The 23,588-nt window shown below is 64.1% G+C and carries 20 protein-coding genes; 13 read left to right on the top strand and 7 right to left on the bottom strand.

Going from position 1 to position 23,588, the window contains the following annotated elements:
* The 4 genes from C0Z16_RS30420 to C0Z16_RS30405 form a co-directional block, all read right to left on the bottom strand.
* A partial coding sequence (locus C0Z16_RS30420) for an Hsp70 family protein (RefSeq protein ID WP_244201411.1) occupies positions 1–1,421 on the bottom strand: 1,421 nt, incomplete at its 3' end.
* A 5-nt stretch (positions 1,422–1,426) separates the two neighbouring features.
* Positions 1,427–3,289, bottom strand: a complete 1,863-nt coding sequence (locus tag C0Z16_RS30415) for an Hsp70 family protein (protein ID WP_102635755.1) — start codon at positions 3,287–3,289, stop codon at positions 1,427–1,429.
* The gene (locus C0Z16_RS30410) at positions 3,286–3,864 is read right to left on the bottom strand and encodes a DUF2760 domain-containing protein (RefSeq protein WP_102635754.1); all 579 of its coding nucleotides are present in this window, start codon (positions 3,862–3,864) and stop codon (positions 3,286–3,288) included. The genes C0Z16_RS30415 and C0Z16_RS30410 overlap by 4 nt, the downstream gene beginning before the upstream one ends.
* 233 nt (positions 3,865–4,097) lie before the next feature.
* On the bottom strand, positions 4,098–4,997 hold the full coding sequence (locus C0Z16_RS30405) for a LysR family transcriptional regulator (RefSeq protein WP_102635753.1): 900 nt from the start codon (positions 4,995–4,997) through the stop codon (positions 4,098–4,100).
* A 134-nt stretch (positions 4,998–5,131) separates the two neighbouring features.
* On the opposite strand from C0Z16_RS30405, the gene C0Z16_RS30400 reads away from it, so the two are divergent.
* The 8 genes from C0Z16_RS30400 to C0Z16_RS30365 all read left to right on the top strand — a co-directional run bounded on the left by C0Z16_RS30400 (position 5,132) and on the right by C0Z16_RS30365 (position 15,466).
* On the top strand, positions 5,132–5,791 hold the full coding sequence (locus tag C0Z16_RS30400; protein ID WP_102635752.1) for an NADPH-dependent F420 reductase: 660 nt from the start codon (positions 5,132–5,134) through the stop codon (positions 5,789–5,791).
* A gap of 296 nt (positions 5,792–6,087) precedes the next feature.
* The gene (gene deoC / locus C0Z16_RS30395; protein WP_102635751.1) at positions 6,088–7,098 is read left to right on the top strand and encodes a deoxyribose-phosphate aldolase; all 1,011 of its coding nucleotides are present in this window, start codon (positions 6,088–6,090) and stop codon (positions 7,096–7,098) included.
* 14 nt (positions 7,099–7,112) lie between these two features.
* The gene (locus C0Z16_RS30390) at positions 7,113–9,500 is read left to right on the top strand and encodes an aldehyde dehydrogenase family protein (RefSeq protein WP_102635750.1); all 2,388 of its coding nucleotides are present in this window, start codon (positions 7,113–7,115) and stop codon (positions 9,498–9,500) included.
* A gap of 99 nt (positions 9,501–9,599) precedes the next feature.
* Entirely contained in the window at positions 9,600–10,559 is a 960-nt protein-coding gene (rbsK, locus tag C0Z16_RS30385; protein ID WP_102635749.1) for a ribokinase, read from the top strand.
* A gap of 34 nt (positions 10,560–10,593) precedes the next feature.
* Positions 10,594–11,667, top strand: a complete 1,074-nt coding sequence (locus tag C0Z16_RS30380; protein ID WP_102635748.1) for an ABC transporter permease — start codon at positions 10,594–10,596, stop codon at positions 11,665–11,667.
* A 101-nt stretch (positions 11,668–11,768) separates the two neighbouring features.
* Positions 11,769–12,773, top strand: coding sequence for an autoinducer 2 ABC transporter substrate-binding protein (locus C0Z16_RS30375; protein ID WP_102635747.1), 1,005 nt, complete (start codon positions 11,769–11,771; stop codon positions 12,771–12,773).
* 59 nt (positions 12,774–12,832) lie between these two features.
* A complete protein-coding gene (locus C0Z16_RS30370; RefSeq protein WP_102635746.1) occupies positions 12,833–14,380 on the top strand; it encodes a sugar ABC transporter ATP-binding protein in 1,548 nt (515 codons plus the stop codon).
* 15 nt (positions 14,381–14,395) lie between these two features.
* Positions 14,396–15,466, top strand: coding sequence for an ABC transporter permease (locus C0Z16_RS30365; RefSeq protein ID WP_102635745.1), 1,071 nt, complete (start codon positions 14,396–14,398; stop codon positions 15,464–15,466).
* Between the two features lie 59 nt (positions 15,467–15,525).
* Here C0Z16_RS30365 and C0Z16_RS30360 read toward each other — a convergent pair whose 3' ends face one another.
* Positions 15,526–16,251 (bottom strand): DeoR/GlpR family DNA-binding transcription regulator, encoded by a 726-nt coding sequence (locus tag C0Z16_RS30360; RefSeq protein ID WP_102635744.1) that lies wholly within the window; start codon positions 16,249–16,251, stop codon positions 15,526–15,528.
* 209 nt (positions 16,252–16,460) lie between these two features.
* Between C0Z16_RS30360 and C0Z16_RS30355 the strand changes: the two genes are divergently transcribed.
* From C0Z16_RS30355 to C0Z16_RS30335, 5 genes are all read left to right on the top strand, one after another.
* Positions 16,461–16,763, top strand: a complete 303-nt coding sequence (locus tag C0Z16_RS30355) for a DUF2934 domain-containing protein (RefSeq protein ID WP_102635743.1) — start codon at positions 16,461–16,463, stop codon at positions 16,761–16,763.
* A gap of 65 nt (positions 16,764–16,828) precedes the next feature.
* Positions 16,829–17,095 (top strand): hypothetical protein, encoded by a 267-nt coding sequence (locus tag C0Z16_RS30350; protein ID WP_102635742.1) that lies wholly within the window; start codon positions 16,829–16,831, stop codon positions 17,093–17,095.
* Positions 17,096–17,255: 160 nt separating this feature from the next.
* Entirely contained in the window at positions 17,256–18,311 is a 1,056-nt protein-coding gene (locus C0Z16_RS30345) for a glycosyltransferase family 4 protein (protein ID WP_102635741.1), read from the top strand.
* Between the two features lie 49 nt (positions 18,312–18,360).
* On the top strand, positions 18,361–20,142 hold the full coding sequence (locus C0Z16_RS30340) for an HAD family hydrolase (RefSeq protein WP_102635740.1): 1,782 nt from the start codon (positions 18,361–18,363) through the stop codon (positions 20,140–20,142).
* A gap of 286 nt (positions 20,143–20,428) precedes the next feature.
* Entirely contained in the window at positions 20,429–21,220 is a 792-nt protein-coding gene (locus C0Z16_RS30335; RefSeq protein ID WP_102635739.1) for a phytanoyl-CoA dioxygenase family protein, read from the top strand.
* A gap of 112 nt (positions 21,221–21,332) precedes the next feature.
* Here C0Z16_RS30335 and C0Z16_RS30330 read toward each other — a convergent pair whose 3' ends face one another.
* Both C0Z16_RS30330 and C0Z16_RS30325 read right to left on the bottom strand, forming a co-directional pair.
* Positions 21,333–22,232: a LysR family transcriptional regulator gene (locus C0Z16_RS30330; RefSeq protein WP_102635759.1), complete on the bottom strand. Its 900-nt coding sequence runs from the start codon at positions 22,230–22,232 to the stop codon at positions 21,333–21,335.
* An 88-nt stretch (positions 22,233–22,320) separates the two neighbouring features.
* Complete coding sequence (locus C0Z16_RS30325) at positions 22,321–23,274, bottom strand: 2-hydroxyacid dehydrogenase (protein WP_102635738.1); 954 nt, start codon at positions 23,272–23,274, stop codon at positions 22,321–22,323.
* Between the last annotated feature and the right edge of the window lie 314 nt (positions 23,275–23,588).

Here is a 23,588-nt window from a genome sequence, read left to right as displayed (position 1 = left end):
GCGTGCGCGTCGGGCGCTGCGTGGACGCCTGAGACACGGCCGGCAACGGCAGCCGCACCGGCACCAGCACCGGCACCAGCACCAGCGCCAGCACCCTTTGCGGCGTCCGCACCGGCACAGTTTGCGGCACCCCCACCACGCTCAACCCACCCCAGCGCTTTCCGCGACTGCGCCTCGAAGCGGCTCAGAAACGCAGCGATGTGGCGGGTGACCGCGGCATCGGTTGCATACGGCAGCCCGAACTCGACGATCGCGCCGCGCGGCCGCCCAGGCCGTTCGTGCGACTCGACCGCCGGGAAGAAACCGTCGACGATCACGCGCTCCACTTCGTCGCGCGTAACCTGCGCCGTGCGCGCGCCGCCGACCAGCCTCGAGCCCGCGCCGAGCAGCGTAATCGACGCCGAATCGGGCGCGTGCGGCCCGAGCAGTTGCTCCTTCGCGCTGCGGCACCGTTCGACCAGTTGCGAAAGACTCGCCGCCGACAAACGCGCGCGCTCGCCGCCGCCAGGCAGCCGCGCTTCGACCAGATGCGCGAGCGCGAGGTCCATGTTGTCCCCGCCGAGCATCAGATGATTACCCACGCCGATGCGCGTCAGTTGCGGCTCGCCGTCGCGCATGCTGACTTCGATCAGCGTGAGGTCGGTGGTGCCGCCGCCCACGTCGCAGATCAGCACGAGGCGCGTGTTCGCAAGCTCCGCCGCAAGCCGCTCGCGATGATGAAACAGCCAGTCGTAGAACGCCGCTTGCGGTTCTTCGAGCAGCCGCAATGCGGGAAGGCCGGCCATGCGCGCCGCTTCGACGGTCAGCGCCCGCGCGCCTTCGTCGAACGAGGCGGGGACCGTGAGCACCACGTCCTGGCGTTCGAGCGGCGCGTCGGGAAAACGTTGATTCCACGTCGCTCGCACGTGCGCGAGATAACTCGCGCTGGCTTCCACAGGCGAGACTTTGTGGACGTCGTCGGCGGCGCCCCAGGGCAGGATCGGCGCAACGCGGTCGACCGAGGCATGCGACAGCCAGCTTTTTGCGCTCGTCACGAGGCGCCCCGGCACTTGGGCGCCTAGCAGGCGCGCGAGCCTTCCAATCACCACCGGCTGCGCGTGTGGACCGCTGTCGGACGAAAGCGTGGCGCTGTGAGCCGCGCGTTGACTCGCGGTTTGATCTGCGCCTTGGCCCGCGCGTTGCCCCGCAGTTTGTCCGCCGACGAACTGCCCGGCGCTCCAAGGTAATTGCAGATCCCCCGCGCTCAACTCGCCCGCCGCGGCGTGATAGCGCACCGAGGGCAGCAACGGACGCGCGGCGACCTCACCGGCGCTCACCAACTGCTCAATCTCGAAGACGCGGATCTCCCTGGACCCGGCTTCCGCATAAGCGAGCACCGTATTGCTGGTGCCGAGATCGATGCCGACGCTGTACCGCTTCATCTCACTCATGCATTCGCGTTGCCGCGCACGTCGAATTCGACTTTCCAGCGCTCGTCGGTCCCGCGCGGCACGGCTTCGAGTTCGAGGGTTCCCGCTTCGGTCACGCGTGCGTGCAGCTTCACCGGTACCACTTCACCGGCAGTGCGGCCGGCTGCGGGCAGCGTGGCCTGAATCTCCTCGAGTTCCTGCAACTCCTCCGGACCCCAGAAGTCGAGCAGCGTGCCGACCTGATCCTGACGACGCACCGACGACCCGAAGAACCGGAAGTGCACCGGCTCGCCGACGACCAGCCCGAACTCCTGCGCGGGCAGTTCCGCGTCGGTGCCTTCTTCCATGCCGAAGGGTGCTACGCACAGCGCCTGGATCGGCGGCTCCAGTCCCGGCACAGCGGGCATCGCCGATTCGATCGCGATGTAGTAGGCCCGCGCGGTGCCGCCGCGAATCCGCACCCCCTGGCCGCGTCGCACGTAGCCGTAGTAAGCCGCGCCGCGTGCGACGGCCAGATCGAGATCGGCCCCTTCCAGCAGCCGCGCTGGCGCCGCACCTTCCGCCGCCAGCCAGCCGTTCAACGAGCCCATGATCCGCTCGACCAGCAGTGGCGACTTGAACACGCCGCCGTTGAACAGCACCGCCGTGGGATGCAGGAAGCTCGCGCCTTGCGCGGCGGCGGCATCGGTTGCCATTTCGCGCAGCCCTTCGAGTTCGACGAGCGCGCCCACCTGACGGCCGAGGAACGCCGCCAGATGCCGCGTGATGCCCGCGTCCTGCGCATACGGCAGACCGAGTTGCGTCAGACCGGCGCGTGCGCGGCTCACCGGACGCGCCGCACTGTCCACCTGCGGGAAAAAGCCATCGAGAATGGTCTGCGTCAACTCCGCGCGCGTGAGTTCGGTGCGGATTGACCCGCCGATCAGCTTCGAGCCGCGGCTCGGCACGACGAGCGGCACGGTATCGGTGGCCGGCTCGCTGAGCAGCGTTTCCTTGGCCGAGCGGCAGGCATAGGTGAGGGCGCGCAACTGCCAGGCGTCGGCCTGGGTGCCTTGCGCCGCCAGCTTACGGGCGACCACGTGCGCGAGCGCCAAATCCATGTTGTCGCCGCCGAGCAGAATATGTTCGCCCACCGCAACCCGATGCAGTTCGAGATTGCCCTCGCGCTCGATCACAGCGATCAGCGAGAGGTCGGTGGTGCCGCCGCCCACATCCACCACGAGGATGATGTCGCCGACCTTGACTTGCTTGCGCCACTGGCCGCCGCTCTTCTGGATCCAGCTATAGAGCGCCGCCTGCGGTTCCTCGAGCAGCGTCATGCGGCCGTAACCGGCGGCCTCGGCGGCTTCGGCGGTCAGCTCGCGCGCGGCCGGATCGAACGATGCGGGAATCGTCACCGTGACGTCCTGCTCGCGAAACGGCGCGTCGGGGTGTGCGTGGTCCCACGCTTCGCGCAAATGCGTCAGATAGCGCACCGAGCTTTCGAGTGGCGAGACGCGCGCGACTTCGGGCGGCGCATCGTTGGGCAGAATCGCCGCGCGGCGATCGACGCCCGGATGGCACAGCCAGCTTTTCGCGCTCGACACGAGCCGGATCGGCGTGGCCGCGCCGCGGCTGCGCGCGAACTCGCCGACCGCGAATTCGCGCTGGCCGGTCCACGGCAGATGGAGGTCGCCCGATGTGAGTTCGTCAGGATGCGGCAGGTAGAGGAACGAGGGCAGCAAGTCGAGGTCGGCGATTGCGCCGGGTCCGGTGAGCTGGGCGATGGGCAACACCGCTTGCGCGGTCTTCTCGCCGTCGCTCGCGCTCGTGTCCACGTAGGACAGCGCGCAGTGCGTGGTGCCCAGATCGATGCCGATGGAATAACGCGCGCCGCTCATAGCTCCACCTCGGCCGGCGCGATCACCTTTGCGTTATGGCTTTCCGCGAGCTTCGGCAGACGCACGTCGTCGACTTGCCAGCCGCGGTGGCTGATGCTGCCGCTAAACGGCGCCTTGCCGACGACGTTGCCGGTCAGACGGATCGCACTCGCGTCGAAACCTTCGGGGAGCGTGACGCGGCTACCTTCGGCCTCGTCGCGTACGGGACGGATTGAGAAGTGCTCACGCAGCGTCGCGCGGCAGCCTTCGTGCACGATGCGCGCGGCGGCGCCGATATCGGCGTCGCTGAACCGCCTGATGTCTTCCTCGACGAAATCGATGAAGCGCGCGTCGCGTTGCAGCAGGCCGAGCAGTTGCAGCGCGGCGTCAGGGCTGGCTTCTTTCAGCGTGGGCGCGGGTTGCGGCGCGGCTGCGGGTGCTGGTGTTGCTGCTTGCGTTGCTGTGGACGCGGCAGCGGCGCCGCCATTGCGTACGCGCAACACGTCGGCCGCGAATTCGCCGTCGCCGAGAATGCGGAAAAACGTGCTGACGGCCAATGAAATCCTGCCGAGGAAGGACGGGTTCGAATCGGTCATAAATGCTCCTGAGATGCTCTGTTAAAGGACGAGCTGTCCTGCGTGCGCCACACGCGACGAACCGGCCAGGCCGTCGTCAGGCGAAGTCGCGAAAGACCAGTGGCGCGCTAGCCGCCGACGGAGAGTTGATCCGGTATAGCGGCGCGGTTCGCGCGCGCAAAACCCGTATTTTGCCTTGTGCAGCGATGATCGCGGCGTCCCACATGAAAATCCGCTGCATCGCGCGACGCTTTTCACGTGCCGGCTGGCCCGAACTCCGCAACCACCTGATCGATAAACGCGCGCAATTTTGGCGTAACACGACTCGCCGGAAACACGAGGTGCATCGGCCGCGGGGGCGCTTCATAGCCGTTCAGGAGACGCACCAGCCGTCCCGCCGCGAGTTCGTCGCGCACCGCGACCTCGGGCGCGAGAATGATCCCCGCGCCGTTGAGCGCCGCGGCCAGCAGCGCCTTCACGTCGTTGGCCTCGAAGCGGCCGGAAACCGGCACGACGTGCTCACGCTGCGCATCGTCGGTGAAACGCCATTCGGTCGCGGCCGGCATGCTCGTGAAGACGAACGCGAGGCACTCGTGCGCCGTCAGCGCCTGCGGCGTTAGCGGCTCGCCGCGCTCGGCCAGATACGCCGGCGACGCGCACGCGACAAGCCGGTAGGGCATCAACGGCCGCGCAATCAGCGTCGAATCTGACAGCGCGCCAAGCCGGATCGCGGCCTCATAAGCTTCGTCGATCAGATCGATGAAGCGGTCGGCCAGCGTCAACTCGACCCGTACCTCGGGATGCGCTTGCAGATAGCGCGCGATCATCGGCGCAAGGCAGCAGGCGCCGAACGTGACAGGCGCGGTAATGCGCAGGCGTCCGCGAGGCGCCGCCGACAATTCTTGCGCGACCGACTCGGCGGCTTGCGCGTCGGCGAGCAGCGCCTTGCAGCGTTCGTAAAAAATCCGGCCGATCTCGGTAAGACTCTGGCGGCGAGTGGTGCGGTTCAGCAGCCGCGCCCCGACTCGTTCTTCCAGCATGCTCACATGCTTGCCGGCCATCTGCGACGAGATGCCGAACGCAAGTGCGGCCGCGGCGAACGAGCCGCTATCGGCGGTTTTGACGAACACCGCCATGCTGGTCAATCGGTCCATGATTCCCCACTCATACTTTCGACAATAGTCGGATCACACGCATTTATCGCGCTGCGGTTTTGAATCATAGTGTTTTTCACCGATGGGCGTCCGGCTCAGCGGAGCGATTCTCAGACATTGATGGAGTGTGGAACATGAAGATAGGTATTCTCGGTGCGGGCTTTCTCGGGCGCGCGATGGCGACTGTCGCACAGCGCAACGGCCATGAAGTGATGATCGCCAATTCACGCGATCCAAAAACCTTGATCAGCGCGGCGGCGGCGCTCGGCTGCGCGACCGGCACCGCACAGGAGGCGGCGAAGTTCGGCGAACTCGTCGTAGTCGCCGTACCGTTCGGGCAAATCGACGCGCTGCCGGCCGCGGCGCTCGACGGCAAGATCGTCATCGACACATGCAATCACTATCCGGATCGCGATGGCCGGATCGAAGCGCTCGAGAACGGCGTCACGACGACGAGCCAGCTTCTCGCCGCCGCATTGCCGGGCGCGAAAGTGGTGAAGGCCTTCAACGCGATTCTGGCGAAGGACCTGGAAACGGACCCCACGGCGCCCGGCACGCCGAACCGCCGCGCGTTGCCCCTAGCCGGCGGCCATGAGCAGGCTAAACGCGTCGTGAGCGAGTTGGTCGATCAGTTCGGCTTCGATCCCGTCGATGCGGGCGGGCTCGCGGACAGTTGGCGCTTCGAGCGCGCCAAGCCGGTGTACTGCATCCGGCACGACCGCGCGGGAATCGTCGCAGGACTGGCGGCGGCGCGGCGTGATGCCGAGTTGCCGCATGGGTCGTGGCGGCATTGATGCGCCGATGAATCGCCGTTTCGATTGACGGCGAATCCACTCTCAGGCTGCCGGTTTGACGCCGGTCCGGTAACGGGTGCGCGCCTCGCACGGATTGCTTTGCAACGTCCGGCGCTTTGTGACTTGCGGCCATGTTGTGATGTTCGCAGGTGGACGCCTTCGGCGAGGCACATCGGCTCATAATGTAACGATCGACGCGTAAAGCTTGTGATGATCCTATCATCCGGGGTAGCATAAGTCCGAGTCATTCGCTGGCCAGCCGTTGTGCCGTGCATCAAAAAACCCCCGGACGTCTCATGCCTGATCCTTTTTTGTCGTCGTCATCCGTCGTCGCGTTGCGCGGCGGACCGCTCATCCATCCGGTGCGCAATCCGGGCATGCCGTTCGACGCGTCGTGGCTCGACGGTTTGCGCGTCAACCAGTCGGCGGTTGAGCGGCGCACGGCGACGCTGGCCGCGCGCCGCACCGTCAAGAAAGATGCACAGGCTGCCTGGCTGCTGAAGGCCGTCACCTGCATCGACCTCACTACGCTTAGCGGCGACGACACCGAAGGTCGCGTGCGCCGCCTATGCGCGAAAGCGCGCCAGCCCGTTCGCGCGGACCTTCTCGAAGCGCTCGGCATGGCGCCGCAGCGCATCACGACCGGCGCGGTGTGCGTGTATCACCGCTTCGTTGCCGCGGCCGTGGATGCGCTAAAAGGCAGCGGGATTCCGGTAGCGGCGGTGTCGACCGGCTTTCCGGCCGGGCTGACTCCGCATCCGCTGAAGTTGAAGGAGATCGAGGCGTCGGTCGCGGACGGCGCGGCGGAGATCGACATCGTGGTCACACGCGAATATGTGCTCACCGGCAATTGGCAGGCGCTCTATGACGAAGTCCGCGAGTTTCGCGCGGCCTGCGGGCCCGCACACCTGAAGGCGATTCTGGCGACCGGCGATATCCGCACGTTGTCGAATATCGCGCGCGCGTCGATGGTCTGCATGATGGCCGGCGCCGATTTCATCAAGACATCGACGGGCAAGGAAGGTGTGAACGCGACGCTAGACGTGTCGCTCGCGATGGTGCGCATGATCCGCGAATATCACGAACGCACCGGCGTGCCGGTCGGCTTCAAGCCGGCGGGCGGCGTGTCGAATGCCAAGTCGGTGCTGTCGTATCAGATGCTGATGAAGGAAGAACTCGGCCGCGCGTGGCTCGAACCGGAGCTGTTCCGCATCGGCGCATCGAGCCTGCTTGCCGACATCGAACGTCAGCTCGAACATCATGTGAGCGGCCGTTACTCCGCTTTCAACCGTCACCCCGTAGCCTGAAGCAGACCGAACCCATGAGCGTAGCCGAGTATTTTTCTTCGATGGAGTACGGTCCCGCACCCGAGGACGATCAGCCCGCGCGCGAATGGCTCGCGCAACATGACGCGCGCTTCGGGCATTTCATCGGCGGGGTGTGGCATGCGCCGGCGAGCGGCGCGCATTTTGTCTCACATGCGCCGGCAACCGGCGAACGCCTCGCCGATATCGCGCAGGGCGACGCGGCCGACATCGACGCCGCAGTGGCGGCCGCGCGCGCCGCGCAGCCGGGCTGGCTCGCGCTGGGCGGCACGGGACGCGCACGGCATCTGTATGCACTGGCTCGCATGGTGCAGCGCCATAGCCGGCTCTTTGCAGTGCTCGAAGCGCTCGATAACGGCAAGCCGATTCGCGAAACTCGCGACATCGACGTGCCGCTCGTCGCGCGACATTTTCTGCATCACGCGGGCTGGGCGCAGTTGCAGGACAGCGAGTTCGCGGACCATGCGCCGCTCGGCGTGATCGGCCAGATCGTGCCGTGGAATTTTCCGCTGCTGATGCTTGCATGGAAGATCGCGCCCGCTATCGCAACAGGCAATTGCGTCGTGTTGAAGCCGGCTGAATATACGCCGCTGACCGCGTTGCTGTTTGCAGAACTGGCGCATCGGGCGGGCTTGCCCGCGGGCGTGTTGAACGTGGTGACGGGCGACGGCTCGACGGGCGCGGCGCTGGTCGAGCATCCGCAAGTGGACAAGATAGCGTTCACCGGTTCCACTGAAGTTGGCAAGCTGATCCGCTCTGTCACGGCGGGCTCGGGCAAATCGCTGACGCTGGAACTCGGCGGCAAGTCGCCGTTCATCGTATTCGACGACGCGGATCTGGACGGCGCGGTCGAAGGCGTGGTCGACGCGATCTGGTTCAACCAGGGGCAGGTCTGCTGCGCGGGCTCACGCTTGCTGGTGCAGGAGGGCATCGAAGCGCGCTTCATTGCAAAGCTCAAGCGCCGGATGGAGACGCTGCGCGTGGGCCCGTCGCTCGACAAGAGCATCGACCTCGGCGCGATTGTCGATCCGGTGCAGCTCCAGCGTATCGAATCGCTTGTCGACATGGGCCGGCGCGAGGGCTGCGCGATCTGGCAAGCGCCTGATACCACGCTGCCCACCAACGGCTGCTTCTATCCGCCGACGCTCGTGACTGGCGCCGCGCCTGCCTCCACGCTCGCACAGGAAGAGATATTCGGCCCGGTGCTCGTTACGATGAGCTTTCGCACGCCCGACGAAGCCATCGCGCTTGCCAACAATTCACGCTACGGGCTTGCCGCGAGCGTATGGAGCGAGACGATTGGCCGGGCGCTCGACGTCGCGCCGCGGCTGGCGGCGGGCGTCGTGTGGATCAATGCGACGAACGTGTTCGATGCGGCCGTCGGCTTCGGCGGCTATCGCGAATCGGGCTATGGCCGCGAGGGCGGACGTGAGGGCATTCACGAATATCTGAAACCGCGTGCGTGGCTCAATCTTCCGAAGCGCGAGCCGATGGGCACTGCGATGGACGCGAGCAACGTCCCTCAAGTTTCGAACGTTGCGTTGATCGACCGCACGGCCAAGCTCTTTATCGGCGGCAAGCAGGTGCGCCCGGATAGCGGCTACTCGTTGCCGGTGCATGCGCCGGATGGCACGCCGGCCGGTGAAGTCGGCGAAGGCAATCGCAAGGACATTCGCAACGCGGTCGAAGCGGCGCGCGCCGCGCATAAGTGGTCCCAGGCGAGCACGCATAACCGCGCGCAGGTGCTGTTCTATCTCGCGGAGAATCTGGCGGTGCGTGCGGACGAATTCGCGCGTCAACTGGTCGCGCGAAATGGGACGGCGGAAGCCGCGGCGCGTGCTGAAGTGGAAGCATCGGTCACGCGTCTGTTCACTTACGCGGCATGGGCCGACAAGTTCGACGGCGCCGTGCATACGCCGCCGCTGCGAGGTGTCGCGCTGGCCATGCACGAACCGCTCGGCGTGATCGGCATAGCGTGTCCCGACGAGGCGCCGTTGCTCGGCTTCGTGTCGCTCGTGGCGCCCGCGCTGGCCATGGGCAATCGCGTGGTGGTGCTGCCGGGCGAAGCGTGTCCGCTTGCGGTGACGGATTTTTATCAGGTAATCGAAACATCGGATGTGCCCGCTGGCGTGTTGAACATCGTCACGGGCAAGCGCGCGGCGCTCCTGCCGGCGCTCGCCAGACATGACGACGTCGACGCGGTATGGTGCTTCGGCAGCGCGGCGGATTCGACGCTGATCGAGCGCGAGTCGGTTGGCAATCTGAAGCGCACCTTCACCGATTACGGACGGCAGTTCGACTGGTTCGACCATGCGAGCGAGGGCTTGCCGTTTTTGCGTCAAGCCGTGCAGGTGAAGAATATCTGGATACCGTACGGGGATTGACTGCGCATCGCATGCACGCCAACCAGAAAATGGAGGAGACAACGTGCTGAACAGTGTGAACTTGCCGTTGATGAAGAGCTCGCGAGGAGGGCAGCGCCCATGAACTCGCAACAACAGAGCGGACGCGTTGTCATTCTCGGCATCTATGTGACCGACCTGACGTTTCGCGCAGCACGCATGCCGCTGATCGGCGAGACTATCGCGGGCTCGGCGTTCGCGATGGGTCCAGGTGGCAAGGGCTCGAATCAGGCCGTCGCCGCCGCACGCGCGGGCGCCGAGGTGGTGTTCTGCACGCGCATCGGCAACGATGCGTTCGGCTCGATTGCCCAAGCAACATGGGCGCGCGAGGGCATCACGGCGCGCGCGTCGGTTGTCGAAGGTGTCTCCACGGGCGCGGCGCACATCTTCGTCGACGACTCCACCGGCATGAACGCGATCATCGTCGCGGCGGGCGCAGCGGGCACGCTGAACGCGGCCGACGTCGATGCGATCGAAGCCGACATTGCCGGCGCGCGCGTGTTCGTCACGCAATTGGAGCAGCCGCTGCCCGCCGCGCGGCGCGGACTCGAAGTGGCACGCAAGCATGGCGTCACGACGGTGTTCAATCCCGCGCCCGCATTGCCGCTCGACGACGACATCTTCCCGTTGTGCGACTACATCACGCCGAACGAAACCGAAGCTGCCGCGCTGACCGGCGTGCCGATTGCGAACGTCGACGATGCGCGCCGCGCCGCCGACGTGCTGCTCGGCAAAGGTGTCGGCACGGTCATCGTGACGCTCGGGGAGGGCGGCGCCTTGCTCCATAACGCAACGCAATCGGTATGGGTGCCCGCTTTTCGTTGCGGCGCGGTGGTCGAAACGGCCGGCGCAGGCGACGGCTTCACGGGCGGTTTCGCGGCCGCACTCGCACGCGGCGACGACGCCTTTTCGGCAATGCGCTTCGGTTGCGCGCTTGCGGGCATTTCCGTCACCCGCGCGGGCACGGCGCCCTCGATGCCGACGCTCGCCGAAGTGAATCAGGTGTTGAGCGAGTCGGCCCAGACGGCGCAGGCTTCGTAACCATTCGTGCAGTGTCAGGGAGATCGTCAGCGCCATGAAGTCTTCGTTTGCTGCGGGAAAACTGTTTGCCGACCGGCAACTGAATTTTCTTCTGATCGTCAACGTGCTGGTCGTGCTGGTTGCGACGTGGCTCTCACGCGGCCAGTTCGTCGACATCGACAACCTTCAGTCGATGGGCGGCCAACTGCCCGAACTCGGCCTGCTCGCGCTCGGCATCATGCTGTCGATGGTGTCAGGCAACGGCGGCATCGACCTCTCCGGTGTCGGGCTCGCGAACCTCTCGGGCATGGTCGCCGCAATGGTCGTGCCGCGCTTTGTCAACGGGGACGATTCGCCGGTGCTGTACACGTCGCTGTTCTGCGCGATCGTATTGATCATGGGCCTGCTTGGGGGCCTGCTCAACGGCGTGGTGATTGCGCGCCTCAGACTCACGCCGATTCTTTGCACACTCGGCACGCAACTGCTGTTCACGGGCTTTGCGGTGGTGATCAGCAACGGCGCGTCGGTGCATGTCGACTATGTCGAGCCCTTGTCGGATATCGGTAACGGTACGGTGTTTCAAGTGCCGATCGCGTTCTGCATCTTCCTTGCCGCGGTGATCGTGCTGGGATGGCTGCTCAAGCGCAGCCCCTTCGGCCTGCGTCTCTACCTGATGGGCACGAATCCCAAAGCCGCGTTCTATGCCGGCATTCCGCGCGCGCGCATGCTGATCACCACTTACGCGATGTGCGGCGTGCTCGCTTCGCTCGCCGGCCTGATCAGCGCGACGCACACCTCTAGCGCGAAATGGGACTACGGCAACTCCTATCTGCTGATCGCGATTCTGATCGCCGTGATGGGCGGCGTGAATCCGGCGGGCGGGCATGGCCGCATCGTCTGTGTATTTTTTGCGGCGACAGTGCTGCAGTTTCTGTCGAGCCTCTTCAATCTGCTTGGCGTGTCGCAGTTTTTCGGCGACTGCGCGTGGGGTTTTCTGCTGCTGCTGTCGCTGGCGTTCGCGGGCGGTGAGCGGGTGCGCGCGATCTTCGGGCTCGGCGGCGGAGGAGGTCCCGCGAAGCCCGCGCACAGTCCAGCTTCTGGCAATGCGGGTGCAGCGCCGAGGCGTTAGCGCACGACGAGGTTTCGTTAAAGGCGGACAGGTTGCCCTGCCTGTCCGCGACGGCTGACACGGCCAGCACGGGCGACATCGAACGATAAAGGAGACATGGCATGAAATTGACTCGACTGGGCACTGCGCTCGCAGCAGGCGCTCTTACGGTAGGCGCGATCGCCGCGGCGCAGGCCGCGACCAACGAGACGATCGTTACGGTCGTCAAGGTGACGGGCATCAACTGGTTCAACCGGATGGACGAGGGCGTCAAGGAGTTCGCGAAGGAGAACGCCGGCGTGACCGCCTACCAGACCGGCCCTGGCCGCGCCGACGCGGCCCAGCAACTGAAGATCATCGAAGACCTGATCGCGAAGAAAGTGAACGCGATCGCCGTGGTGCCCTACGATCCGCCGACGCTCGAACCGGCGCTGAAGAAGGCAATGGACCGCGGCATCAAGGTGGTCACGCATGAAGCGGACAACGCGAAAAACACGATGGTCGACATCGAGGCGTTCGACAATACGGCTTATGGCGCGGGCCTGAACGAACGGCTTGCGTCGTGCATGCACAACGAGGGCAAGTGGGCCGTGCTGGTTGGTTCGCTCGGCAGCCGCTCGCAGGTGCAATGGGCCGACGGCGGCATCGGCAACGCGAAGGCCAAGTACGCGAAGATGAATCTGGTCGAACCGAAACTCGAAACCAACAACGACGGCGAGCGCGCGTATGAAGTCGCGAAGGAAGTGCTGCGCAAGCATCCGGACCTGAAGGGCTTCCAGGGGTCCTCGTCGCTGGATGTGATCGGCATCGGCCGTGCCGTCGAGGAAGCAGGCATGCAGGGCAAGATCTGCGTGTACGGTACGGGCCTGCCGACCGAGGCCGGCAAGTTCCTCGAAAGCGGCGCGATCAACGGCATTGCGTTCTGGGACCCGAAGCTCGCCGGCATCGCAATGAACAAGGTCGCGAAAATGCTGGTTGACGGCAAGACGGTCGAGAACGGCGCGGACCTCGGCATTCCCGGCTACACGAAGGTGACGGTCGCGAAGGGGCCGGGCAAGGGCATCATCGTGCGCGGCCAGGGCTGGGTGAACGTCGACAAGTCGAACTACAAGCAGTACCCGTTCTGATTCCGTTGTTTGACTTCAGGGCGTGTCCTGTGGGCACGCCCTGACACCCGACCGATATCATGAATCAAGAAGACGTAGCTTCGGCGCCGCTGTCACCGCCCTTTCTGCAAGTGGTCGGCGTGCATAAGCGCTTTACCGGCGTGCATGCATTGCGCGGCGTAAGCCTCTCGTTCGAGCGTGGGCAGATTTATCATCTGCTCGGCGAGAACGGCTGCGGCAAGAGCACGCTGATCAAGATCATCTCCGGCGCGCAGCCGCCGGACGAAGGCCAACTGGTGATCGAGGGCGTGCATCATGCGCGGCTCTCGGCGCTGGAGGCGCTCGCGGCAGGCATCGAAACGGTCTATCAGGATCTGTCGCTGCTGCCGAACATGAACGTGGCCGAGAACGTCGCGCTGACGTCGGAACTCGCCACGCATCAGGGACGGCTCGTGCGTACCTTCGACCTCCACGTGCTGGCCCGCACCGCCGCGCGCGCGCTCGAAGCAGTCGGTCTGCCCGGCAATCCCGAGTTTCAGTCGACGCTGATCGAGCAGTTGCCGCTCGCGACGCGTCAACTCGTGGCAATTGCCCGCGCAATTGCGAGCGAGGCCAGGTTCGTCATCATGGACGAGCCCACCACGTCGCTCACGCAGAAGGAAGTGGACAATCTGATCGCTGTGCTCGCGAATCTTCGAGCGCAGGGCGTGACGGTGCTGTTCGTAAGCCACAAGCTCGACGAGTGCTATGCGATCGGCGGCGAAGTGATCGTGCTGCGCGACGGACAGAAAATGGCGCAGGGCCCGATTTCGCAGTTCACCAAGGCGCAGATTAGCGAATTGATGACGGGCCGCCATCTGTCGAACGAACGTTACCGCGAGAGCGCTCACGCGCACGACGTCGTGCTCGATGTGCGCGGCTTCACGCGCGCGGCCCAGTTCAGTGACGTGTCGTTCAAGCTGCACGGCGGCGAAATTCTCGGCGTCACTGGGTTGCTCGATTCGGGACGCAACGAACTCGCGCGCGCGTTGGCTGGCGTCGCGCCGGCGCAGTCGGGGCAGGCGCTGCTCGACGGCAAGCCGGTCGCGCTGCGCACGCCTTCCGACGCGAAACGTCATCGCATCGGCTATGTGCCAGAAGACCGCCTGAACGAAGGGCTATTTCTCGACAAGCCGATTCGCGACAATGTGATCACCGCGATGATTTCGAGCCTGCGTGACCGTTTCGGCCAGATCGACCGCACGCGTGCGCAAGCGCTCGCGGAACAGACCGTGAACGATCTGCAGATCGCGACGCCGGGCGTGGACAAACCCGTGCAATCGCTCTCAGGCGGCAACCAGCAGCGTGTGCTGATCGGCCGGTGGCTCGCCATCGACCCGCGCGTGCTGATCCTGCACGGACCGACTGTCGGCGTGGATGTGGGCTCGAAGGACATCATCTATCGCATCATGCAGCGGCTGTCGCAACGCGGTATCGGCATCATCCTGATCAGCGACGATCTGCCCGAGCTTCTACAGAACTGCGACCGCATTCTGATGATGAAGAAGGGACGCGTCGCCGCCGAATATCGCGCCGACGAACTGAGCGAGGCCGATCTGTATCACGCGCTGCTTTCCGAAGCGGCATAGAGGACATCCACCGCCATGAACTCGCGCATCCAACCGCGCATCGACTCGCCCATGAAGCAGACCATGACCACTCCCACTGTCGTCGAAGTCGCGCCGAGCGTCGAACCGCCAGGGTTGCGCACGAGGCTTGCGCGCAATCCCGAGTGGTTCACCGTTGCGTTGATCGCGGTGACGTGCCTGATCGTGGGGGCGATCAATCCACGCTTCTTCCAGTTGGCGACGCTGTTCGATCTGCTGCATTCGGCGACCACGATGTCGCTGTTCGCGCTCGGTACGCTTGTCGTGTTGGCGTCGGGCGGCATCGACGTGTCGTTCACCGCGATTGCCGCACTGACCATGTACGGCATCACGAAGGCGGTGTTCGCATGGTGGCCGGATGCGCCTTTCGCGCTGATCCTGATCACCGGCGCGCTCGGCGGCGTGGTACTCGGCGTGGTGAACGGGCTGCTCGTGCATCGGCTGAAAGCGCCTTCGCTGATCGTCACGATCGGCACGCAATATCTGTATCGCGGGCTGTTGCTGACTTTCATCGGCACGACGTTCTTCATGAACATTCCGCACAGCATGGATCACTTCGGCCGCATCCCGCTGTTTTTCTATCACACGGCGGATGGGCTGCGCGCGGTGCTGCCGGTCTCGGTTCTCGCGCTCGTCGCCGCGGCGCTTGTCACATGGTGGCTGCTGAACCGCACGATGATGGGCCGCGGCGTCTACGCGATGGGCGGCTCGCTCGCCATCGCAGAGCGGCTTGGCTACAACCTGCGCGCGATCCATCTGTTCGTGTTCGGCTATACGGGGATGCTGGCCGGCATCGCGGGCATTCTGCACGTGTCGAATAATCGCCTCGCGAATCCGTTCGATCTGGTCGGCTCGGAGCTCGACGTCATCGCCGCGGTGATCCTGGGCGGCGCACGCATTACGGGCGGCACGGGCACTGTGGTGGGAACGCTGCTGGGCGTCGTGCTGGTCACGCTGATCAAGAGCGTGCTGATTCTGGTCGGTGTGCCGAGCACGTGGCAGAAGGTGATTATCGGCGCGTTCATTCTGCTTGCCGGCACGCTCTTCGCACTGCAACGCAAACGCTGAACGCGCGCGGCGTCTATTGCATTCGCATGGGTATAAACCGCCGTGCCAGAGGTGCGCGGTTATTTGCGCCTGCGGTGCTCCTGGCCCAACTCGGTGATGATCGAATCGAAGTCGTCGACCTTTGAAAAGCGCACGGCCTTGACGACGCCGAACTTGCTCATGTCCACCACCAGGTGCCGTTCGACGGCGCTCGCCATCGCGGCCTGCTTCAAGGCGACTTCATGAAAATTCCAGCACGTGACGCCGCGCGCGGGGTCCACGCCGCCCGCTGAAATGAACGCCTTGTTGATGCCCATGCGGCGCAGCATCTCCAGGCTTTCCTCGCCAGCGAACGAGTCCGACGAAGGCACATAGACGCCGCCGAGCAGGATCATCCGCACATTCGGTTTACGCCGCAAAATCTCGGCGACGTTCAACGAATAGCACACCACCGTGACATGCCGCTCCGGCGGAATCAGCCGCGCGAGCGTGGTAAGCGTCGTGCCGCAATCGATAAAGAGCGTCTCGTTGTCGCCGATAAGCCCCGCCGCGATGGCCGACGCCTCGGCCTTCGCTTGTGCGAAGTGGTCCCTTTCCTGTTCGAGTGAATAGCCGGCGTTGTTCGGCACATCCGTCGCACTGACGATATAGCCGCCGAGGTACGTGAAGCGCTCGGCGTTGGCCGCGATGTCGCGGCGCACTGTCATTTCCGACACGCCCAATAACGCAGCGGCGTCGCGCAGGCGCATGACGTTTTGCCTCGTCAATGCATCGGCCAGGGTGCGGAGGCGATCGGGTTTCGGCATGAAGATCCTGTCGCGTGTGGGGACGTGTGTGGGCGTGAATGACGTTATATTTGAATCAATAATGCTGAAAGAATTATAACAACGGGTTCCCCCTGAGGCCATTTAAAGCGGCAACATGTCGAATGGGAACAGCGTTTGCTCAACACACGGGCGCGACCGCCGCGTTGCGTGCGTGCTTTTCGACTGACGATAGATGTTTGGAGATGGCAATGGACGGGCTACCGGGCGAACCCACCGTGGAAGATCGAATCCGCAAGCGCGCGTATGAACTGTGGGAAAGCGACGGCTCGCCCGAAGGACGTGCCGACGATTACTGGACGCGCGCGCAGGCGCAGATCGAAGCCGAAGGCGAGGCCGGCGACGCCGAGCCGCCAGCGCCTGTCGATCAGTCGAGCAAGGGACGACGCGCGGCCGACGCGCCCGACGAAGACAGCGTTCGAACCTCGGACGCCGGTCACACAGCGGGCGCTTCAGCCACGACAGGCGGCAACGGCGGCGCGAAGCGCAGCTAGCGCAGCGTAACGACGACAAGGCCACGACGGGCTACGACGAGGCCACGACAACGCGGGAGAACATCATGGACTTCGAGTATGGAGGGTGCATCGTTCATGTGACAGCAGGCGTCGACGACGGCGCCATCGTCGCGCATGCAAGGATAGAAGTGACGCCCGGCAGCGTGAGTTCCAGCGACGATATGCACGACCTGGAGTTTCATCGCGATTTCGTCGACGAACATGAGGCCATTGAATTCGCGCGCGAGCGAGCGACGGCCTGGATCGACGAGCACGTCGAGCGGGCGGAGCCCGAGGCGCCTGCCGACGGCTATGCCGGCCCGATTACGTAGCCGGACGCGGGGCGTGTCTCAGCGGCTCGGCGGAACGCGCAATTTTCATCGCCGACCTGTACATTTTTCCATCGACGGAAAGCCCCGTGGCTAACATGCGAAAGCGGCGGGCATGCACCATGCGTCGCGCTACGCATCAGTGTGTCGAATGGAGCAGCGCATGCGTATCGCGCAAGTTTCCCCGCTGTACGAACGGGTGCCACCTGTGGCTTATGGCGGCGTCGAACGAGTGGTGGCATGGCTGGTCGACGGTCTTGTCGCGCGAGGTCACGATGTGACGCTGTTCGCAAGCGGCGATTCCCGCACGCGCGCGCGGCTCGTCTCTGGCAGCGACTGCGCGATTCGCCTGATCGAAGATACAGCCGACCCGCAGGCGTTTCATTTCGCGATGCTCGAAGAAGTCGTGCGACGCGCGGACGAATTCGACATCGTGCATTTTCATACTGACTACACGAGCTTTCCCTTCGCGCGGCGGCTGCGATGCGCGTCGCTGACCACGTTGCATTGGCGTCTCGACGTGCCGGGCCTGAGCACGCTCTATCAGCAGTTCGCCGACATGCCCGTGGTGTCCATTTCGAATGCACAACGCACGCCGCTTCCGTGGCTCGACTGGCGCGCAACGATTCATCACGGCTTGCCAGCGGATTTGCTCCGCTTCCATGAACAGCCGGGCGATTACGTGGCGTTTCTCGGCCGTATCGCGCCCACCAAACGCCCAGACCGCGCGATCGACATTGCGCGGCGCGCGGGCCTGCCCATCCGCGTTGCCGCAAAAATCGACAACGGGGACCGCGATTATTTCGAGCGGCAAATCGCGGGACTGTTCGAGCTGCCGCATGTCGAGTACTGCGGCGAAGTCGACGATGCGTGCAAGAACGATTTCCTCGGAGAAGCACGCGCATTGCTGTTCCCCATCGACTGGCCCGAGCCGTTCGGCCTGGTGATGATCGAAGCGCTCGCGTGCGGCACGCCCGTGATCGCATTCGACAACGGCGCGGCGAGCGAAATTGTCGAACACGGCGTGACGGGTTTTCTCGTCGATTCCGTCGACGAAGCGGTGGCCGCGTTGGCGAAGATCGGCACGATCAGCCGCGCCGCGTGCCGCGCGGCCTTCGAGCGCCGTTTCACCGTCGAGCGGATGGTCGATCATTACGTGCGCATTTACGAAGCCACGTTGCGCGACGCCCGTCACGTGCAACCTGCACAGGCCGGCTGATACGAAACGGAACCGAGCGGAACCAAATCGAAACCCGGAGCGCTTTGCCATGCGATTTTTTGCCCTTGCAACCGACTACGACAACACCCTCGCATCTGACGGACGCGTTGCCGATGCGACGTGGGACGCGCTCGAACGCTTGCGGGCTTCGGGGCGGCAAGCGATCCTCGTGAGCGGACGGGAGATGGACGATCTGCTCGCCATCTGCCCGCGGCTCGATCTGTTTTCGCGGGTCGTCGCGGAAAATGGCGGCGTGCTCTATACGCCGTCGACGGGCACGCGGCAGCTTCTCGCTCCGCCGCCGCCGCCCGCTTTCGCCAATGAATTGCGCAGCCGCGGCCTGCATCACTTCAGCGTCAGCGAAACACTGGTCGCGATGATGAAGCCCGCCGAGCAGATCGCACTTGCTGCGATTCGCGATCTCGGCCTCGGCTTGCAGATCATCTTCAACGGCGACGCGGTGATGGTGGTGTCGCCGGGGGTGTCGAAAGCGAGCGGCCTGCAGCAAGCACTGTCCGAGCTTGCATTGTCGGCCTTCAACGTAGTGGGAATAGGCGACGCGGAGAACGATCATGCGCTTCTCGACGCATGCGGTTTTTCGGTCGCCGTCGCCAATGCGCTGCCGGCTTTGAAGGAACACGCCGATATGGTCACGAGCCGTGCCGCGGGAGCCGGTGTCGCCGAGCTTGTCGATGCGCTGCTGCACGACGACCTGCGCGAACGGGCGTGCGTGGCGCCGCGCAGCCGCGTGCTGATCGGTCATTCTCGTGACGGCAAGGAGCCAGCGGACCTTTACTGCGCGGCGCACGGCACGGTCGCGCTGCTGGTCGGCGAATCGGGATGCGGCAAGTCCACCGCGTGTGCGGGTCTGCTGGAGCGGTTGGCCGGCATGCATCAGCAGTTATGCATCATCGATCCGGAAGGTGACTATCAGAACGACGAGGATACGATCGTGATCGGCGATGCGCATACCGCGCCGTTGATCGATGAGGTCGTGCAGTTGCTGCTGCGTCCTCCGCGCCCGGCAGTGGCGGTGAATCTGCTGCGCGTGCCGTTGCCCGAGCGGCCCGCATTCTGCGCGTCGTTGCTGCTCGAAGTGCAGCAACTGCGCGTGCGCACCGGGCGGCCGCACTGGTTCGTATTCGATGAGGCGCACCATCTGTTTCCGGCCGGCTGGGCGGGTGCGAGTCAGACCATTCCCGAGACGCTCGAGACCGCGCTTGCGATCACGGTTTCTCCGCAGCAGCTGGACGGCGCGTTCCTGCGCCAGGTGAATCTGATACTTGCGATGGGCAGCAACGCCGGCAATGCCGTGCAGGAACTCGCGAAGGCCACCGGTCGCGAGCCGCCGCACATCGAAGAAATGCAATTGCAAACCGGAGAAGCGTTGTTATGGCGCCTTGTGCAAACAGCGCCCGAAGGTGTGATCCGACTCGAGCCGGGCAGCAAGCACCGGCTCAGACATCGGCGCAAGTATGCGGAAGGGCTGCTGATTCCCGAGCGCAGTTTCTATTTTCGCGGACCTGCAGGCGCGCTGAATCTGCGTGCACATAACCTCGTGCTGTTCGTCGAGATAGCGGAAGGCGTCGACGCCGGCACGTGGCAGTATCACCGCGAGCGGGGCGACTATTCGCGCTGGTTCGAAAGCGAGATTGGCGACCCGGATCTCGCGGCGGAAGCACGGCAAATCGAGCAGGACGCTTCGCTCGATGCCGCAGCGAGTCTCGCGAGGATCAAAGCCGCGGTGCAGGAGCGCTACACGCAGCCCGAGAATCCGTCGCTGCCGGCAGTGCTGACCGCAAAGACGGTCGATGTGACGCCGCGCGACTGACTGCCCGGCGGCGGGAGTTCTCCAGCACTTCTCGCGCAGTGCTTTTGCGTTGCCGTCCCCTCAATACCGCAAGTGTGTCGGACGGTGCGCGCATGTCGGACGCCTTCGACGACGCATCGAAATATCAGGCCATGGGTTCCAGCATGTACAACGCTGCTGTATCGCGTCTTTCCTGGCGACGCACGCAGTTCCCACATACTTGCCGCTTGCGTGCGGGCCATCTCGAGACAAGGGCGTCAAGGAAGCGGTACATTTAAAGTCCGCAGAAAAAATCAAGGAGACAAGTGTGGGACGCTATTCAGATGACCAGCTTGACGAGTTCGCCGCGGCGTTCGAGCGCGATGGAATGGTGGTATTGAGGAACCACTTTCCGGCGGACAAGCTTCGAGCGTGGAGCGAAGCTTTTGCGCCGCTGCTTGACGAGCGGCTTGCGTCGAATGCGACGGCCGTGCGCGGCGAAAACCGTCACTACATTACGCTGCCGTTCACGGGCATTTTCTCCGACGAGGCGATCTTCTGCGACCCGGACGTGCTCGCGATAGTGGAGCGCGTGGCCGGCGACGATCCGGTGATGTGCCAACTCGCCACCGACACGCCGCTGAACGGTTCCACCTATCAGGACATTCACCGCGACACGCCCGCACTGTTCGCGGGTGAGCCTGAAACACCGTCGTTCCAGCTCGCGGTGAACTTCCCGCTATGCGACGTCACGATGGAGAACGGGCCGTTCGAGACGACGTTCGGCACGCATCGCATGCGCTCGGAGGACGCCATGCAGGCGTGGCGCGAAGGGCGCGTGCAATTGCAGGCGATTCCGATGACACTCGGCGACGTGATGATCCGCGATGTGCGCGCGCTGCATCGCGGCACGCCGAACAAGACCGATGTGCCGCGTCCGATGGTGGTGATCGGGTATAGCAGGAGCTGGTATTTTCGGCCTGAGGTGCATGTGGATGTACCGGCTGGTGTTTATGATCGATTGAGTTCGCGGGCGAAGCGGTTGTTGCGGTATATGCCGCGGGTTGATGAAGTTGATACCGCGCCGGGTGGGGAGGATTATCGGAAGTTTGCTTATTGAGGGTGTGGTTTTGCTGCTGCTGTTGCTGTTGGTGGTGCCGCCCCGCATAGGGGCAACGCCAATAGACCACCGCGGCTCAAGCAAAGGCCAACAACAACGGCAAACCCAACCCTCAACCCCGCCCCTTGTTAAGAAAATACTCCCCCGCCATCAACCGAAAAGCGCCGACAGCCGGATTATCCTGATCTGCCCGCCACGCCATGCTCATTTCAGCCGGAACCGACCCACCCGCGATAAATCGAAACTCCACATCGTCGTAATGAAACCGCTGCGCGGACGCCGGCAAAATCGCCAACCCCAACCCCGCACGAACGAGCGACAGAATAGTCGGCGTCTGATCGATGTACTGCGCGATGTTCAGATTCACACCTTGCGCGGCAAGCATACCCATGATGCGATCATGAAAGTACTTCCCCTGCACGGGCGAATGCATGATGAACGGCTGATCATCGAGCTGCTTCAACTCAATCTGCTCAAATAGACACAACGTATGCCGCTTTGGCAGCGCCACAATCAACGGCTCTTCATCGACGAGAAGAAACTCCAGCTTCTGCCTCGACGGTAATGGCCGCAGAAAGCCAAGGTCGATTGCATTCGCCGCGAAGGCCTCGATCTGCGCGGCCGAGACCAGTTCGAGCAATACGACGTCGATGTCGGGCAACACGTCGGCGGCGGCTACCAGCAATTCGGGAATCAACTCGTAGCCGGCCGCGCCGGTGAAGCCGATGCGCACGCGTCCCGTCTTGCCCTTGCTCGCGCGCCGCACAGTGCTCTCGGCCTGCTCGGCAAGATTGAGCAGACGTGTAGCGTCCGCGAGAAAGACTCCGCCTTCCGCCGTCAACTTGACGGTGCGGCCAATGCGCTCGAAGAGCTTCACGCCCAGGTTGTCTTCGAGCAACTGGATCTGTCTGCTTAAAGGCGGCTGTGTCATGTTCAGCAGCGCGGCAGCGCGTCTGAAATTCAATTCTGTCGCCGCGGCGACGAAGCAACGCACTTGTCCGAGATCGAGCATTCTTGTATCGACATGGATGGGGAAGTCGACGGTCATTATAGGTGCGGACGTTGCCGCTCGATCTGGACACCCGGCGCCTCGCGAGGCATCAGGTAGTCAGGCTGCCTTCCGGACGTTGTCCGGCGAGCGCCTTCGCGAGGCTCCCGAGCACCATTTCACCCATCGCCGTGCGCGACTCAACCGTGGCGCTCGCACGATGCGCCTGCAAAACGACGCGGTCCATGTCGCAGAGTGCGGGCGGCACATTCGGTTCGTCGACGAACACATCGAGGCCCGCGCCCGCGATCACGCCTGCTGTCAACGCTTCCACGAGATCGCTTTCCACCACCAGCTTGCCGCGCGCCACATTGATCAGGTAGCCGTTCCTGCCCAACGCGTCGAGCACGGCCGCGTTCACGATGCCTTGCGCCTTATCGGCAGCAGCGGCCAGCACGAGAATGTCGCAACCGCGCGCAAGCGACAGCAGATCCGCGACAAATGGATGCGCAACATCGTCCATACGGCGCAAATCGATGTAAGTGATAGGGCAGTCGAATGCGCTGGCGCGCTGTGCAATCGCCCGGCCAACCTTTCCCATGCCGACGATGCCCACGCGCTTCCCACTCAAACGGTGGGACAGCGGCAATGCGCCCGGATGAGGGTTCTTTTGCCAGTTGCCCGATTTGACGAAGTCGTTGCCCGGACAGATTTCGCGGCACACGGCCAGCATCAATCCGATCGCGAGATCGGCGACATCTTCTGTCAATGCGCCGAACGTCGCCGTGACCGGAATGCCGCGCGACCGCGCGAATTGCAGATCGACCGCATCCGTGCCGACGCCGTTTACCGCAATCACTTCCAATGCGGGCAGCCGTTGAATCAGGTCGTTGGAAATGCCTGTGTGTCCGCCGGTAATCACGCCTCGGATCGACGCGCCGTGTTCGCGGATATAGGCGTCCTTATCGTTCTGCTCGAACAGGCGATGCACGGTATAGAGCGAGGCCAGCTTATCGTTGATGGCGGGAATCAGAATCGGGTTGAGTTGCAGAATGCTCGGTTTCAATTCGGGCGCTCCTTGTTGTCGTTGGCGAACTATCGTTAGCGAACTGTCGTTGATGATTGACGGCGCACCGTGCCCGGCACAGGCGCATCCAGTCGCAATGTCGGCGGATGATGGGCCCTTTCCCCCGCTGCGTCCAATCCCAAAACGCTATCAATTGATTCACGGATCGAACGCACCGCGGCACGCTGCGTATCGATTCAATCCAGGCATCAAGTAATAGCGAGAAAAGATTGGACGGCACATGGCGCCCCCGCCAGAATCAAACGCGTCGGAACAGGCATTCCTTCGCCACTTCTCATCAGAGAAGGGAACAA

This window comes from Paraburkholderia rhynchosiae (assembly GCF_002879865.1).
In the GTDB taxonomy this organism is placed as follows: domain Bacteria; phylum Pseudomonadota; class Gammaproteobacteria; order Burkholderiales; family Burkholderiaceae; genus Paraburkholderia; species Paraburkholderia rhynchosiae.
The sequence above is the reverse complement of the archived record's forward strand: the minus strand, read 5'-3'. Positions and strand labels throughout refer to the sequence as shown.

Excerpts from the sequence above, each read along its gene's own strand:
- C0Z16_RS30415 (WP_102635755.1), bottom strand. The coding sequence starts at position 3,289 with ATGAGCGGCGCGCGTTATTCCATCGGCATCGATCTGGGCACCACGCAC.
- C0Z16_RS30410 (WP_102635754.1), bottom strand. The coding sequence starts at position 3,864 with ATGACCGATTCGAACCCGTCCTTCCTCGGCAGGATTTCATTGGCCGTC.
- C0Z16_RS30405 (WP_102635753.1), bottom strand. The coding sequence starts at position 4,997 with ATGGACCGATTGACCAGCATGGCGGTGTTCGTCAAAACCGCCGATAGC.
- C0Z16_RS30400 (WP_102635752.1), top strand. The coding sequence starts at position 5,132 with ATGAAGATAGGTATTCTCGGTGCGGGCTTTCTCGGGCGCGCGATGGCG.
- deoC (WP_102635751.1), top strand. The coding sequence starts at position 6,088 with ATGCCTGATCCTTTTTTGTCGTCGTCATCCGTCGTCGCGTTGCGCGGC.
- C0Z16_RS30390 (WP_102635750.1), top strand. The coding sequence starts at position 7,113 with ATGAGCGTAGCCGAGTATTTTTCTTCGATGGAGTACGGTCCCGCACCC.
- rbsK (WP_102635749.1), top strand. The coding sequence starts at position 9,600 with ATGAACTCGCAACAACAGAGCGGACGCGTTGTCATTCTCGGCATCTAT.
- C0Z16_RS30380 (WP_102635748.1), top strand. The coding sequence starts at position 10,594 with ATGAAGTCTTCGTTTGCTGCGGGAAAACTGTTTGCCGACCGGCAACTG.
- C0Z16_RS30375 (WP_102635747.1), top strand. The coding sequence starts at position 11,769 with ATGAAATTGACTCGACTGGGCACTGCGCTCGCAGCAGGCGCTCTTACG.
- C0Z16_RS30370 (WP_102635746.1), top strand. The coding sequence starts at position 12,833 with ATGAATCAAGAAGACGTAGCTTCGGCGCCGCTGTCACCGCCCTTTCTG.
- C0Z16_RS30365 (WP_102635745.1), top strand. The coding sequence starts at position 14,396 with ATGAACTCGCGCATCCAACCGCGCATCGACTCGCCCATGAAGCAGACC.
- C0Z16_RS30360 (WP_102635744.1), bottom strand. The coding sequence starts at position 16,251 with ATGCCGAAACCCGATCGCCTCCGCACCCTGGCCGATGCATTGACGAGG.
- C0Z16_RS30355 (WP_102635743.1), top strand. The coding sequence starts at position 16,461 with ATGGACGGGCTACCGGGCGAACCCACCGTGGAAGATCGAATCCGCAAG.
- C0Z16_RS30350 (WP_102635742.1), top strand. The coding sequence starts at position 16,829 with ATGGACTTCGAGTATGGAGGGTGCATCGTTCATGTGACAGCAGGCGTC.
- C0Z16_RS30345 (WP_102635741.1), top strand. The coding sequence starts at position 17,256 with ATGCGTATCGCGCAAGTTTCCCCGCTGTACGAACGGGTGCCACCTGTG.
- C0Z16_RS30340 (WP_102635740.1), top strand. The coding sequence starts at position 18,361 with ATGCGATTTTTTGCCCTTGCAACCGACTACGACAACACCCTCGCATCT.
- C0Z16_RS30330 (WP_102635759.1), bottom strand. The coding sequence starts at position 22,232 with ATGCTCGATCTCGGACAAGTGCGTTGCTTCGTCGCCGCGGCGACAGAA.